Below are 13,747 nucleotides of genomic sequence, written 5' to 3'. Positions count from 1 at the left end.
TGCCGCGAAGCCCTTCAATAGCGCTTTAGCGAGCGCGGGACGAGCCCATTGGTGAAGGGCCGGCGGACTTCAGCCGCGCGCCGAGTTCTTGCTGCTCAGGATGCGCTCCCAGGCGAGCGCATCGGCGACGATCAGGTCGAGGTCGTCGCGCTGCGGCGTCCAACCGAGTTCCGCACGCGCAAGCTCCGAATTGGCGACTATGGCGGCGGCGTCGCCTGGCCGACGGTCCCCCATCTTCACCTCGAAATCATGGCCAAAGGCGCGGCGCACGCTGTCGATGACTTCGAGCACCGAATAGCCATGGCTGTAGCCGCAATTGGCGACGAGGCTGGCACCCCCTTCGCGCAGCCGCTGCAGCGCCAGGCGATGCGCCGCCGCCAGATCGCTGACATGGATGTAATCGCGCATGCAGGTACCATCCGGGGTGGAATAGTCGGTGCCGAACACCTGCATGAAGGGCCGCCTGCCGAGCGCCGTCTCGCAGGCGACCTTGATCAGATGCGTGGCGCCCGGCGTCGACTGGCCGGTACGGCCCTTGGGGTCGGCGCCGGCGACGTTGAAGTAGCGCAGCGCCGTATAGCGCAGCCCATGCGCGATCGCCGCATCGCGCAGCATCCATTCGCTCATCAGCTTGGACAGGCCGTAGGGCGATACCGGCGCCAGGCGGGCATCCTCGCGCACCGGCTCCAGCCCGGCGCCGCCATAGACGGCGGCGGTCGAGGAAAAGATGAAATTGGGCACGCCTTCGCGCACCGCGGTCTCGATCAGCGTGCGTGTCTTGCAGGTGTTGTTCTCGTAATAGCCGAGCGGATCGGCGACCGATTCGGGCACCACGATCGAGCCGGCGAAATGGATGATGGCGTCGACATGGTTGTCTCTTATGATCGAACCGACCAGCTCCTTGTCGGCGACATCGCCGACGACGAGCTTCGCCTCGGGCGCCACCGCCCATTCGAAGCCGGTCGAAAGCCGGTCGAGCACGACCACGCTCTCGCCCGCATCCAAAAGCTCCCAGACCATGTGGCTGCCGATATAGCCGGCACCGCCCGTTACCAAAACCGTCATCCCGAATCCTCGCACCTTCTGATTTATCGGAAACTGTCTCAACAAGCGCCTTACTGGAAAGCCTGCCGCAAGGCCATTAAAACCCTCAATGTTAAATCGGTAACAGTCGCTCCGGCCCGTGGCATGATACCGAAACAAAATTGATCCACATCAAGGGAATAGGCCACGAACCGTGGTCGTTAGGAACAGGTTCGGGGCGTGGCATTTTGACCAAAAAGGTCCGGTGGACGCCAAAGGGGGCAATGATTATGATCCCGCGCAAAACTTGGGAAGTCGACATGAACTACCAGCGGTTCTTCGAGGAAGCGATCGACCAGCTCCATGCCGAGCGGCGCTATCGCGTTTTCGCCGACCTCGAGCGCATCGTGGGCAAATTCCCGCGCGCCATCTGGCGTTCCAACGGCCGCGCCCAGGAAATCACCGTCTGGTGCTCCAACGACTATCTCGGCATGGGCCAGCATCCGGACGTCATCGCCTCCTTTCAGAACGCGGCCGGCAAGATGGGCTCGGGCGCCGGCGGCACCCGCAACATCTCCGGCACCAGCAACCCGCTGGTCGAACTGGAACTGGAACTGGCCGACCTGCACGACAAGGAAGCGGCGTTGGTCTTCACCTCGGGCTTCGTCTCCAACGAGGCCTCGATCTCGACCATCGCGCGGCTGCTGCCCAATTGCCTGATCATCTCGGACGAGCTGAACCACGCCTCGATGATCGAAGGCGTGCGGCGCTCGGGCGCCGAAAAGAAGATCTTCCGCCACAATGACGTCGCGCATCTCGAAAGCCTGTTGCAGGCGGCCGGCCGCGAGCGCGCCAAGCTGATCGTCTTCGAAAGCGTCTATTCGATGGATGGCGACATCGCGCCGATCAAGCAGATCGTCGAACTCGCCGAGCGCTACAACGCCATGACCTATATCGACGAGGTGCATGCCGTCGGCATGTACGGACCGCGCGGCGGCGGCATCACCGAGCGCGAGGGGCTGGCCGATCGCATCGACATCATCGAAGGCACTTTAGCCAAGGCATTCGGCACGCTCGGCGGCTATATCACCGGCACAAGTGCTGTCATCGACGCCGTGCGCTCCTATGCGCCGGGCTTCATCTTCACCACGGCGCTGCCGCCGGCGATCGCCGCGGCCGCAACCACCTCGATCCGCCATCTCAAGCGCTCGCAGGCCGAGCGCGACGCGCAGCAGCGCCAGGCGTCGCGGACCAAGGAGATCCTCGGCGCCGCCGGCCTGCCGGTGATGGACTCGCCGACCCATATCGTGCCGTTGCTGGTCGGCGATCCCGAGCTCTGCAAGATGGCCAGCGACCGCCTGCTCGGCGTACACGGCATCTATATCCAGCCGATCAACTATCCGACCGTGCCACGCGGCACCGAGCGGCTGCGCATCACGCCGACGCCGTTCCACTCCGATCAATTGATCGCTGAACTGCAGGACGCACTGGTCGAGACCTGGGATGCGCTCGGCATCCCCTATGGCGCGGCCGGCCGGCCTGCGGTCGCCAAGAGCGACCGGATTATACCGTTGCTGGTGCCGAAGTCAGGCGGCTGAAGCCGTTTGAAACCCTACTCCGACGGCCATCTGCCGCAGCTTTCTCCGCTCCCGGTGCTCACGGACTTGAATGTCCGCTGCGCTCCGGTTGTCGAAAGCCACGCCAGCTGACTCGCCGAAGCGAGTTTCAATCCGGCTTCAGGGCGGATCAAACGGTCTTCATCCATTTCGCCAGCCGGTGCGCGGCTTCCTCGAGTTGGTCGAGGCGGCGGTGGAAACATAACCTGAGGAAGGCTTCGCCGCCGGGGCCGAATGCGGTGCCGGGCGCCAGGCCGACATTGGCCTGGTCGACGATGTCGAAAGCGGCGGTTCGGGAATCGGTGATGCCGTCGACCGTGAAGAACAGGTAGAACGCGCCTTGCGGCACGGTGAAGCGCGCCTTGCCGGTTTCGCCAAGGATGCCGCAGACCAGATCGCGCGCCGCGTGCGCCCGCTCCACCTGCTCAACTATAAAGGTATCACCCTCGTCGAGCGCCGCGACGGCGCCGCGCTGCATGAACTGGGCTACGCCCGAGGTCGAATACTGGATCAGGTTCTCGAACACCTGCTGCAATGCGGGATGGGTCTTGATCCAGCCGACGCGCCAGCCGGTCATCGCCCAGTTCTTGGAAAAACTGTTGACGAACAGGATGCGGTCTTCCGCCGTCGCGATGTCGAGGAAGGACGGCGCACGGCCGTGGCCGTAGTGGAACAACGCATAAATCTCGTCGGCGATGATCCAGATGCCTCTTTCGCGGGCGAGGTCGAGGATCGCCTGCAGCGTCTCCCGGTCGGCGGTCCAGCCGGTCGGGTTGGACGGCGTGTTGACGAACAGCGCCTTGGTCCTTGGCGTGATCGCGGCTGCGATCTTGTCTACATCGCAGGACCAGCCATTGCCGGACTGGTCGAGCGTGACCGCCACCGGAACGGCGCCGGCGACACCAGCGGCGGCGGCGAAGTTCGGCCAGGCCGGCGACAGATAGATGACCTCATCGCCACTGCCGGCGACGGCGTCGATGGCCAGTTGGATGGCATGCATGCCGGAGGCGGTGACGATGAATTCTTCCTCGCCGAAGCTTTTGCCGAAATGCCTGTCGTAGTAGCGGGCGAGCGCCTGCCTGAGCTCCGGAATGCCCTTCTGCCAGGTGTAGAAGGTCTCGCCGGCGGCCAGTCCGCGGGCAGCGGCGTCGCTGATGAAGGCAGGCGTCGGCAGATCGCCCTCGCCGGCCCAGAGCGGGATCAGGCCGTCGCGCAGGCGGCCGTGTTTGACGACGGCGACGATGCCGCTTTCGGGCGCGGCGCGGGCTTCGGCGCGCAGGGTCTGGATCAGGGTCATGGATAAGTCCGTTTTGATGCCAGCGAGTGCTAGCGCGTTTTACCAGAAGCGAAAACAGAAAACCCCGGCCGCGAGCGGCCGGGGTCTTGGTCCAAGAATCTGCAGTCGCCTATTTCCTGGCGAGCAGATCGCGAATTTCGGTGAGCAAAGCGACATCGGCGGGCGGTGGAGCGGCGGGTGCTGCCGGCTTCTCTTTCTCTAGCCGCCTGCGCATATTGTTCACCGCCTTGACCATCAGGAAGATGATGAAAGCGAGGATGATGAAGTTCAGCGCCACGGTGATGAAATTCCCGTAGGCGAACACCGCGCCTTCCTTGCGCGCATCGACAAGGTTGGTTGAATGCACGTTGGACGACAGGGCGAAGAAGTAGTTCGAAAAATCGACACCGCCGAGTGCGCCGATGAAAGGCATGATGATGTCGTTGACAAGGGAATCAACGATCTTGCCGAAGGCGGCGCCGATGATGACACCGACGGCCAAGTCCATGACATTGCCCTTTGAAATGAATTCCTGGAATTCTTTCAGCATTCGACCCTCCTTGCCATGGCCGCGCGCCGCCTCCACCATCCCTTCGGCGCCGGCCCACGCCCACCATAACAAAAACCCTTGGTTGCAACAGAAGCAAAGCGCGAAAGCAGCTGCTTTCTCCTTCCCCTGAGTCAGCGGCCAAATGTCCGACAGACCTGATAGCCATGCGCCGAAAGCCGCGATGGACTCGACCTCCAAGCTGTGATTGCGTCTGTGCCGGGAGGAATTTCGGACCGTGCAGGGCTGGTTCATCGTCATCATCGCCATCGCCTATGTGACGCTGCTGTTCGTCATCGCCAGCCTTGGCGACCGGCGCTCGGCAGGGCCGGACCGCGCCCGTCCGTTCATCTATGCGCTCAGCCTCGCCATCTACTGCACCTCCTGGACCTTCTTCGGCTCGGTCGGCCTGTCCTCCGAACGCGGCCTCGAATTCCTCGGCATCTATACCGGCCCGGTGCTGGTGTTCGTGTTCGGCTTTCCGCTGCTCAACCGCATCGTCAGGCTGGCCAAGACCGAGAAGATCACCTCGATCGCCGACTTCCTCGGCGCCCGCTACGGCAAGAGCTTCACCGTCGCGGCGATCGCCACGCTGATCGCGACGATCGGCGCGGTGCCCTACATCGCGCTGCAATTGAAGGCGATCTCCGGCTCGGTCAGCCTGATGGTCGAGCACTACACGGGATCGCCGCCTTCCTTCGATCCCTTCGTCAGCGACATCTCGCTGGTCGTCGCCATGCTTTTGGCGCTGTTTGCTGTGCTGTTCGGCACCCGCCATGCCGACGCCACCGAGCATCAGGATGGGCTGGTGCTGGCGGTGGCGGTGGAAACCGTGGTCAAGCTCGCCGCCTTCCTGGCGATCGGCCTGATGGTCACCTTCCTGATCTTCGGCGGACCGGGCGACATGTTCGACAAGCTCGCTGAGAATGGCGAGGTGCGGCAGGCGATGGGCTATAACACCTCCTTGGCCACCTGGCTGGTGCTGACCGGCCTCAGCGGCTTTGCCATCATCATGCTGCCGCGCCAGTTCTACGTCACCATCGTCGAGAACCGCGGCGAGGCTGAACTTCGCACCGCGACCTGGGTGTTTCCGCTCTACCTTGTCGCGATCAACCTATTCGTGCTGCCTATCGCCTTTGCCGGCCTGTCGCTGGTCGGGACCAGGACGAGCAGCGACCTCTATGTGCTGGCGCTGCCTCTGTTCAGCGGCCATGATGTGCTGGCCATGGCCGCCTTCATCGGCGGTCTGTCGGCGGCGACGGCTATGGTCATCGTCGAAAGCGTTGCGCTGTCGATCATGATTTCCAACGACCTTGTCATCCCGCTGTTCGTGCGCCGCCTGCTCAAGACCACGACGTCCGAAAGCGAAGACTGGTCGTCGCTGATCCTCAATGTGCGGCGCGGCGCAATCTTCGTCATGCTGTTCATCGCCTTCCTCTACTATCGCGAGAGCACCAACAATGCGCGGCTCTCCTCCATCGGCCTGATGTCGTTCGCGGCCATCGCCCAGTTCGCGCCGGCGCTGATCGGCGGGCTGATCTGGCGCGGAGCCAATGGCAGGGGTGCAGCACTTGGCATGGTCGCCGGCATCCTCTGCTGGGGCTACACGCTGCTTTTGCCCTCGCTCGCCGCGCCGGATGCCGACATCATCGTCCACGGCCTGTTCGGCTTCGAGGCGCTACGGCCGCAGGCGCTGTTCGGCACCGTCGCCGAACCGTTGAACCATGGCGTCCTGTGGAGCCTGTCGATCAACGCGGTGTTCTTTGTCCTGGGTTCGCTGTCGCGCGCATCGGTGCCGCTGGAACGCATCCAGGCGGCGATCTTCGTGCCGCGCGAGGCCGGCCCGATGCCCAGCCTGCGCCGCTTCCGCACCGCCATCACCGTCAATGACCTCAAGGACACGATCTCGCGCTATCTCGGCGTCGAGCGCACCGAGCGCTCCTTCCAGTCGTTCGAAAAGACCAACGGCACCACGCTGCTAGGCAACGAGCAGGCGAGCATGGACGTCATCCGCTTTTCCGAGCAATTGCTGGCGAGCGCCGTCGGTTCCTCCTCGGCGCGGCTGATCCTGTCGCTGTTGTTCCGGCGCAACGACCGCGAATCCAAGGATACCTTCCGCCTGCTCGACGACGCCACCGAGGCGCTGCAGCACAACCGCGACCTGCTGCAGATCGCGCTCGACCAGATGGAACAGGGCATTACCGTCTTCGACCGGGATTTCCGCCTGATCTGCTGGAATCGCCAGTACCGGGCGCTGTTCGACCTGCCCGACGAGATGGGCCAAGTCGGCGTCTCGCTCGACCGCATCCTGCATCACCTCGCGCAGCGCGGCGACATTCCGTCCGACCAGCGGGTGGCGATGCTGAACCGCCTGACCAGCTTCGTCAGCCCGTGGCAGATGGAGTTGAAGACCAGTGGCCGCATCCTTGAGCTGCGTTCCAACCCGATGCCGGACGGCGGCATCGTCGCCACCTATGCCGACATCTCCGGGCGCGTCGAACAGGATCTGGCGCTGAAGCGAGCCAATGAATCGCTGGAGCAGCGGGTCAAGACGCGCACCATCGAACTGACCCGCGTCAATGAGGAGCTGGCGCAGGCGCAGATGCTGGCCGAGGAGGCCAATCTCGGCAAGACGCGCTTCCTCGCCGCCGCCGGCCATGACATCCTGCAGCCGCTGAATGCCGCCCGGCTCTATTGCTCGTCGCTGATCGAAAAGGCCGGCAAGGGCCCGGCAGGCAGGGCGGCGGTCAACATCGAATCCTCACTGGAATCGGTCGAGACCATTCTGGGCGCGGTGCTCGACATTTCCCGCCTTGATGCAGGTGCAATGAAGCCGGACGACACCGCCTTCAGCCTGGACGGGCTGCTCCGCCAGATCGGCAACGATTTCCGGCCGCTCGCCGCCGAAAAGAAGCTTGAGCTGACCATTATGCCGTCGTCGCTCTGCGTGATGACCGACCGCAACCTTTTGCGCCGGCTGATCCAGAACCTCATCTCCAACGCCATCAAATACACCCGCCACGGGCGCATCCTGGTCGGCGTGCGGCGGCGCGGGGAACTGGCCGAAATCCAGGTGATCGACACCGGCATCGGCATCGCCGGCGACAAGCTGAACACGGTGTTCCACGAATTCACCCGGCTCGACGAAGGCGCGCGCGAAGCCGAAGGCCTCGGCCTCGGCCTCTCCATCGTCGACCGTATCGCTCGCGTGCTGAGGCTCGAAATCCGGATATTTTCCAACCCGGGCAAGGGCACGCACTTTTCCGTGATCCTGCCGGTGGTGGCGGCCGAGGCGCCCCGGCGCGAGATCGAGGCGAAGACGCCGGTGCGCGCGACAAACTCGCTGGCTGGACTGCGTGTTCTCTGCATCGACAACGACGCCCGCATCCTCGACGGGATGCGGCTGCTGCTCGAGGGCTGGGGCTGCAGCGTCGACACCGTCACGGGTGTCGAGGCGGCATCCGGCATGGGTCGGCCGGATATCGTGCTTGCGGACTATCATCTCGACGGCGGCACCGGACTGGATGCCATCGAGACGTTGCGGTCGATTCACGGCCATGATTTACCGGCCGTCCTGGTCACGGCCGACCGCTCCAGAGAGGTCCGCACTGCTGCCGGCGGGCTTGATGTGCCGGTGATTAACAAGCCGCTAAAACCGGCTGTGCTGCGTTCGATGATGGCCAGGGTCGGGCCGCTGGCCTCAGCGGCCGAATAATTCGACCCGTATCCAAGGGTCAGCCTGTAGCCTGCAACGGATCGGCGCCGATCTTGGCCAGTTGGATAACCGCCTGGGTGCGGCTGTCGACGCCGAGCTTCTGCAGGATGGCCGAGACATGCGCCTTGATCGTGGCCTCGGAGACGCCGAGTTCGTAGGCGATCTGCTTGTTCAACAGTCCTTCCGCCAGCATGCCGAGCACGCGCGTCTGCTGCGGCGTCAGCGCCTGCAGGCGCTTGATCAGGTCCGAAATCTCGGGATCGCGTTCGACACCGAGATCGATGCCGATAGGCGCCGCTATGTCGCCGGCCAACACCGACTGCACGGCGCCGCGGATCTCCTCCATGCTGGCCGACTTGGAGATGAAGCCCGAGGCGCCGAGGTCGAGGGCGCGCCGGATCGTCACCGGGTCGTCATGCGCCGACACCACCACCAGCGGCACCGCCGGGTGAACGCCGCGCAGCGAGATCAGGCCGGACAGGCCGCTGGCGCCTGGCATCGACAGGTCGAGCAGCACCATGTCGACATCTTCATTGGCCACGACCAGCGCCTTGGCGCTCTCGAAATCGCCGGCTTCGTGAATGGCGGCGACATCGCCAATGCCGGCAAGCGCCTCTTTCAGGGCGCCGCGGAAAAGCGGATGGTCGTCGGCGATGACGAACGTGTAGCCCGACGGCAAATGGTCCTCCCCAAATCCCGCTGATGATTGACTGCTTTTACGGGACCGGAACGATTATGCGGCGATGCGCCCTGTTTTCAAGCGGCAAAGGCCTGACACGCATTTTTCCACAGGCGCAGCTCAGGTCTTCTGCGAGTTGAGCTGGGCGCCGTCGTCCTTTTCCATATCCTTGACGATGCCCATGAAGCCACGCAGGAAGCGCTCCATATAGCTCATCGTCTTGTTGAAATCCTCTTCGCTGGGCAGCTTGGATTCGAGGCGGGCGGACAGCGAGTTCTCAAGCCTGGTGACGCGCTCGTCCATGGCCTTCATCGAAGTCTGCAGGCGGTCGACCTCGTCCTGGAAGGCGGCGCGTTCGTCGGCCGCCATCTTGCACACCAGTTGGCCGGCGCGCTCCTCGCAGATCGACATGGCGCCGGTCTGCGTATCCATGCGGACATAGCCATTGGTGGATTTTTCCAGTTTGTAGCGGTCGGTCTCCTCGGACCAGGCCGACGCCGCGATCAGCGATACCAGTGCGGCGGGGATCAGTATGTACTGCAGACGCATGTTCAACCTCCACGAGCCAGTATGCGCACCTTATCACAGGTTTGCGCCGTAAATGGGGAAGAGTTGCCCTTCCCCGCATGATCGGTTCGGACTATAGCGCAGCCATGTCTCAGATTATCTACAAGATCGCGCCCGAAGCCCTGTGGCGCGAGGCCGAGAAAAACGGCCGCTTCACAGGTGCTGCGATCGACGTCGCCGACGGCTTCATCCATTTCTCTACCGCCGGTCAGGTGCGGGAGACGGCGGCCAGGCACTTCGCCGGCCAGGCCGACCTGCTGCTGATCGCAATCGACGGCAGCCGGCTCGGCGACGCGCTGAAATACGAGGTGTCGCGCGGTGGTGCGCTGTTCCCGCACCTCTACGCCCCGCTGGATCTCGAGGCGGTAATCTGGGTCCGTCCGCTGCCGCTCGGCACCGACGGCCTGCACCAATTCCCGGCGCTGGAGGCCAAATGAGCGTGCTCGACCGGATCGGCCAGAAGCTGCTGTTCACGTTCGATCCGGAAGCAGCCCACGGGCTGTCGATCGCCGCGCTGAGATGCGGCCTGCCGGTAGCCGGACGGCCGCCGCGAGATAAACGACTGAAAGTCAGTGTTTGCGGGATCGATTTCCCGAATCCGCTCGGCATGGCCGCGGGCTACGACAAGAATGCTGAGGTGCCGGACGCGCTGCTTGGCCTCGGCTTCGGCTTCGCCGAGGTCGGTACCGTGACGCCGCTGCCGCAGGCGGGCAACCCCAAGCCGCGTATCTTCAGGCTGACGGCGGATGAAGCGGTGATCAACCGGCTGGGCTTCAACAATGAGGGCCATGAGGCCGCCGAAAAGCGCCTTGCCGCGCGCAAGGGCCGTGGTGGCATCGTCGGCGTCAACATAGGCGCCAACAAGGACAGCGCCGACCGCATCGGCGACTACGAACGCGGCGTGGCCCGGTTTGCCCAATACGCCAGCTATCTGACGGTCAACATCTCCTCGCCGAACACGCCGGGCCTGCGCAACATGCAGGCGCGCGAGCAACTCGGTGAACTTTTGTCTCGGGTCATAGCCGCGCGTAGGGCGGCCACAGCGCAGCCGCCCATCTTCCTCAAGATCGCGCCGGACCTTGTCGAGGCCGAGCTGGAGGACATCGCAGCCGAGGTCACCGAAAAGCGGCTGGACGGCGTCATCGTCTCCAACACCACCATTTCACGGCCGGCGCTGCGCAGCGCCAGTGTCGCCGGCGAGGCCGGCGGGCTTTCGGGAAAGCCGCTGTTCGAGCGCTCGACCATCGTGCTGGCGAAGATGCGCAAACTGCTCGGGCCGGACCGCACCATCATCGGCGTCGGCGGCGTCGATTCGGCCGAGACGGCACTGGAGAAGATCCGCGCCGGCGCCGATCTCGTCCAGCTCTACACCAGCATGATCTATGCCGGGCCAGCGCTGCCCGGCCGCATTCTTTCCGGCATGGTCCGTGTTGCCGACAGAGAACGGCTCACATCGATCCGGGCGTTGCGCGACATCAGCCTCGACAAATGGGCGTCGAAGCCGCTCTAAAAGGCGGTTCGCACGCGCAGCCGCAAAATCGCCAGCAGGCTGAAGCCGCGCACCAGCAGGAAGACGTGCAGCGACGCCCACAGGCCGTTGTTGCCGAAGGTGGGCGCGAGCGTGAACAGCGCGGCGCTGAAGGCGAGAAACGACAGCAGCATCATGTTGCGCATGTCGCGCGACCAGGTGGCGCCGATGAAGACACCGTCCATCTGGAAGGCCAGCACGCCGCTGAGCGCGGTGAAGGCAGCCCAGGGCAGGTAGCTATCGGCGACGGTGCGAACATCCTGCGACGTGGTGACCAGGGCGACCAGACCGGCGCCGCCGGTGAGCAGGACAAGCGTCGCCGCTCCCGCCAGCCCAAAACCCCAAAACAGGGTCAGCCGCACCGCCCGGTGGAAAGGCGCGGCGGCGCGCGCGCCGATGGCCCGTCCCGCAAGCTGTTCGGCGGCAGTGGCGAAACCGTCGAGGAAGTAGCCGGCGATGAGGAAGAAGTTCATCAGCACGGCGTTGGCGGCCAGCGTCACCGTGCCGAACTGCGCACCCTGGCGGGTAAACAGCGCGAAGGCGGCGAGCAGCGAGAACGAGCGGATCATGATGTCGCGGTTGAGCGACAGCATGTGCCGGAAGGCCGTCATGTCGAGGATGCGATGGCGGGGCAGCCGGGGCGCGGCCCGGAACCGCCTGACGACGATGGTCAGCCCAAGCAGCATGGCAAGGAACTCGCCGGTGACGGTCGCCCATGCGACACCTGTGACGCCCCAGCCGAGTTCCAGTCCGAGCAGGATGCAGAGAACGATGTTGATGCCATTCAGCACCGCCTGCAGCATCAATCCCAGCCCGCCTTCGCCGCGCCCGAGCACGTAACCCAGAATGGCGTAGTTGATCAGCGAGAACGGTGCTGCGAGCAATCTGATGCGGATGTAGACGGCCATTGCCTCGCTGACGCGCGGTTCTGCGCCCATGAACTTTTGCCCGGCAATGGCGATCAATGGCGCAAGTGCTGCAAATGCGATGCCGGCGACGACCGCGATCAGCACAGCGCGCCAAAATACCGCCTGCTCCTCCAGATCGTCGCCGCGTCCAAAAGCCTGGGCGACGAGGCCGGTGGTGCCGGAGCGCAGGAAATTGAAGGTGGTGAAGACGACGTCGAAGACCAGCGCGCCTGCCGCCAGGCCGCCGAGCAGGGCTGCGTCACCGAACTGCCCGATCACCGCGGTATCGACGATGCCGAGCAACGGCGTCGTCAAATAGGCAAGTGTCATCGGCACCGCGATGGCGAGCACCGAGCGGTTGGTGACGACGAAGGCTCTGGCGTTGGCTTGGGTCGCATCCAAAGGATTGCTGCCTTGCTGATTGCGGCTTGATCGGACAGACGATGTGCCCCAGTTTCGCGATGCCACGCAATCGCCAACCAATGGCGGCCAACCGAATTCCAGCACTGGCGCAGGCCGCCCCACATCATGTCGCTGCAGATCGTCCATCACCCCGACTACGACGCCGGCTTTGCCGTCAACCACCGCTTCCCGATGAGCAAGTATCCGCTGCTGATGGAAGCCCTGCATTCGCGCGGGCTGGCGCGCCCGGATACGGCGAACTTGCCCGACCCGGCGCCGGCATCCTGGCTGAAGCTTGCGCATGCGCCTGACTATGTCGAGCAGGTGCTGGCCTGCGAAGTTCCCGAAAAAATCGAGCGGGAAATCGGCTTCCCGGTCGGTCCCCGCGTTTCGCTGAGAGCCCAGCTCGCCACTGGCGGTACGGTGCTGGCGGCGCGGCTTGCTCTGCAGCACGGCATCGCCTGCAACGCCGCCGGTGGCAGCCATCATGCGCGGCGCGCGCAAGGCGCCGGCTTCTGCACCTTCAACGACGTCGCCGTCGCCTCGCTGGTGCTGCTGGCCGAAGGTGCCGCTCAAAACATCCTGATCGTCGATCTCGACGTGCATCAAGGCGACGGCACGGCGGACATTTTGAAAGATGAACCACGCGCCTTCACCTTTTCCATGCATGGCGATCGCAACTATCCGGCGCGCAAGATCGCTTCAGACCTCGACATCGCTCTGCCGGATGGCACCGGCGACGCTGCCTATCTGGAACGGCTGGGTAGCATCCTGCCGGAGCTTTCCGCGCAAGCGCGCTGGGACATCGTCTTCTACAATGCAGGCGTCGACGCCCATGCCGAGGACCGGCTTGGCAGGCTCTCACTCACCGATGACGGCCTGCGCGCTCGCGACGCGATGGTGATCGGTCATTTCCGCGCGCTGGGAATTCCGCTCTGCGGCGTCATCGGCGGCGGCTATTCGACCGACATCGCGGCACTTGCCGCGCGCCACGCCATCCTGTTCGAGGTGGCGTCAAACTATGCCTGACGACCTTCTTGTCTGAGCATGAGCTTTTCCGAACCGAGGCGAAGCAAGAAACGGTTCCCACTTTTTGGGATCATGCTCTACTTCCGGTAGTTGGCGATCCTGAGCAGGATAAAGGCCGGCACGACGATCGCGGCGCCCAGCAGGATATAGCCGAGGAAGCGGTCGATGGCGTGGAAGCCGAGATTCCAGAGATCGATGAAGAATTTGCGAATGCCGTAGAGCACATCCATCGGCGACCAGCCGAAAGCATTCATCACCAAGCCGACCAGGAACGATACGACAAGCAGCTTGACGAGCACCCTGAGGGGCGAGTCACCGAGAAAGCGCGTCAGGGCGGACAAGGCCTATCTCTCCACGTTCGCCTGCCCGATTCGGGCTGCAGGTCCAGAGATACGCACTTGGCCGCCCGGCATCAAGGCGGCCGGCCGACGACCTCGGTCGATCCCACTTATCTGTT

General features: G+C 64.1%; 12 protein-coding genes. 5 read left to right on the top strand and 7 right to left on the bottom strand.

Translation table 11 applies throughout. The features are described from left to right. Window positions 1-69: 69 nt before the first annotated feature. Window positions 70-1,065 carry a UDP-glucose 4-epimerase GalE gene (gene galE / locus D3227_RS16410; RefSeq protein ID WP_120015134.1) on the bottom strand — a complete coding sequence of 332 codons (996 nt, stop codon included), beginning with the start codon at window positions 1,063-1,065 and terminating at the stop codon, window positions 70-72. Between the two features lie 278 nt (window positions 1,066-1,343). Between galE and hemA the strand changes: the two genes are divergently transcribed. Then, entirely contained in the window at window positions 1,344-2,621 is a 1,278-nt protein-coding gene (gene hemA / locus D3227_RS16405; RefSeq protein ID WP_120015164.1) for a 5-aminolevulinate synthase, read from the top strand. Window positions 2,622-2,769: 148 nt separating this feature from the next. Here hemA and D3227_RS16400 read toward each other — a convergent pair whose 3' ends face one another. Next, window positions 2,770-3,936: a pyridoxal phosphate-dependent aminotransferase gene (locus D3227_RS16400; RefSeq protein WP_120015133.1), complete on the bottom strand. Its 1,167-nt coding sequence runs from the start codon at window positions 3,934-3,936 to the stop codon at window positions 2,770-2,772. A 109-nt stretch (window positions 3,937-4,045) separates the two neighbouring features. Then, window positions 4,046-4,465 (bottom strand): large conductance mechanosensitive channel protein MscL, encoded by a 420-nt coding sequence (mscL, locus tag D3227_RS16395; protein WP_120015163.1) that lies wholly within the window; start codon window positions 4,463-4,465, stop codon window positions 4,046-4,048. Window positions 4,466-4,700: 235 nt separating this feature from the next. Here mscL and D3227_RS16390 point away from each other — a divergent pair, with 235 nt between their 5' ends. Next, window positions 4,701-8,177, top strand: coding sequence for a PAS domain-containing hybrid sensor histidine kinase/response regulator (locus D3227_RS16390; RefSeq protein ID WP_167480722.1), 3,477 nt, complete (start codon window positions 4,701-4,703; stop codon window positions 8,175-8,177). Between the two features lie 19 nt (window positions 8,178-8,196). Here D3227_RS16390 and D3227_RS16385 read toward each other — a convergent pair whose 3' ends face one another. Together D3227_RS16385 and D3227_RS16380 are read right to left on the bottom strand one after the other, a co-directional pair. Beyond that, window positions 8,197-8,856, bottom strand: coding sequence for a response regulator transcription factor (locus D3227_RS16385; protein ID WP_120015131.1), 660 nt, complete (start codon window positions 8,854-8,856; stop codon window positions 8,197-8,199). A gap of 120 nt (window positions 8,857-8,976) precedes the next feature. Beyond that, the gene (locus D3227_RS16380; protein WP_120015130.1) at window positions 8,977-9,405 is read right to left on the bottom strand and encodes a hypothetical protein; all 429 of its coding nucleotides are present in this window, start codon (window positions 9,403-9,405) and stop codon (window positions 8,977-8,979) included. Window positions 9,406-9,509: 104 nt separating this feature from the next. Here D3227_RS16380 and D3227_RS16375 point away from each other — a divergent pair, with 104 nt between their 5' ends. Continuing rightward, window positions 9,510-9,860, top strand: a complete 351-nt coding sequence (locus tag D3227_RS16375) for a DUF952 domain-containing protein (protein ID WP_167480721.1) — start codon at window positions 9,510-9,512, stop codon at window positions 9,858-9,860. Beyond that, complete coding sequence (locus tag D3227_RS16370; RefSeq protein ID WP_120015128.1) at window positions 9,857-10,933, top strand: quinone-dependent dihydroorotate dehydrogenase; 1,077 nt, start codon at window positions 9,857-9,859, stop codon at window positions 10,931-10,933. The genes D3227_RS16375 and D3227_RS16370 overlap by 4 nt, the downstream gene beginning before the upstream one ends. Here D3227_RS16370 and D3227_RS16365 read toward each other — a convergent pair. Continuing rightward, window positions 10,930-12,261 carry an MATE family efflux transporter gene (locus D3227_RS16365; RefSeq protein WP_120015127.1) on the bottom strand — a complete coding sequence of 444 codons (1,332 nt, stop codon included), beginning with the start codon at window positions 12,259-12,261 and terminating at the stop codon, window positions 10,930-10,932. The two genes, D3227_RS16370 and D3227_RS16365, sit on opposite strands and share 4 nt — an antisense overlap. A 126-nt stretch (window positions 12,262-12,387) precedes the next feature. Here D3227_RS16365 and D3227_RS16360 point away from each other — a divergent pair, with 126 nt between their 5' ends. Then, window positions 12,388-13,290 (top strand): histone deacetylase family protein, encoded by a 903-nt coding sequence (locus D3227_RS16360; protein ID WP_120015126.1) that lies wholly within the window; start codon window positions 12,388-12,390, stop codon window positions 13,288-13,290. A gap of 77 nt (window positions 13,291-13,367) precedes the next feature. Here the strand turns inward: D3227_RS16360 and D3227_RS16355 are convergent, their stop codons facing one another. Next, window positions 13,368-13,631, bottom strand: coding sequence for a DUF6460 domain-containing protein (locus D3227_RS16355; protein WP_120015125.1), 264 nt, complete (start codon window positions 13,629-13,631; stop codon window positions 13,368-13,370). Window positions 13,632-13,747 lie beyond the last annotated feature (116 nt).

Origin of the sequence: Mesorhizobium waimense (assembly GCF_003601975.1) — a bacterium.
GTDB lineage: Bacteria > Pseudomonadota > Alphaproteobacteria > Rhizobiales > Rhizobiaceae > Mesorhizobium > Mesorhizobium waimense.
This window is presented reverse-complemented; position numbering and strand designations above follow the sequence as displayed.

Excerpts from the sequence above, each read along its gene's own strand:
- galE (WP_120015134.1), bottom strand. The coding sequence starts at position 1,065 with ATGACGGTTTTGGTAACGGGCGGTGCCGGCTATATCGGCAGCCACATG.
- D3227_RS16400 (WP_120015133.1), bottom strand. The coding sequence starts at position 3,936 with ATGACCCTGATCCAGACCCTGCGCGCCGAAGCCCGCGCCGCGCCCGAA.
- hemA (WP_120015164.1), top strand. The coding sequence starts at position 1,344 with ATGAACTACCAGCGGTTCTTCGAGGAAGCGATCGACCAGCTCCATGCC.
- D3227_RS16380 (WP_120015130.1), bottom strand. The coding sequence starts at position 9,405 with ATGCGTCTGCAGTACATACTGATCCCCGCCGCACTGGTATCGCTGATC.
- D3227_RS16370 (WP_120015128.1), top strand. The coding sequence starts at position 9,857 with ATGAGCGTGCTCGACCGGATCGGCCAGAAGCTGCTGTTCACGTTCGAT.
- D3227_RS16375 (WP_167480721.1), top strand. The coding sequence starts at position 9,510 with ATGTCTCAGATTATCTACAAGATCGCGCCCGAAGCCCTGTGGCGCGAG.
- mscL (WP_120015163.1), bottom strand. The coding sequence starts at position 4,465 with ATGCTGAAAGAATTCCAGGAATTCATTTCAAAGGGCAATGTCATGGAC.
- D3227_RS16360 (WP_120015126.1), top strand. The coding sequence starts at position 12,388 with ATGTCGCTGCAGATCGTCCATCACCCCGACTACGACGCCGGCTTTGCC.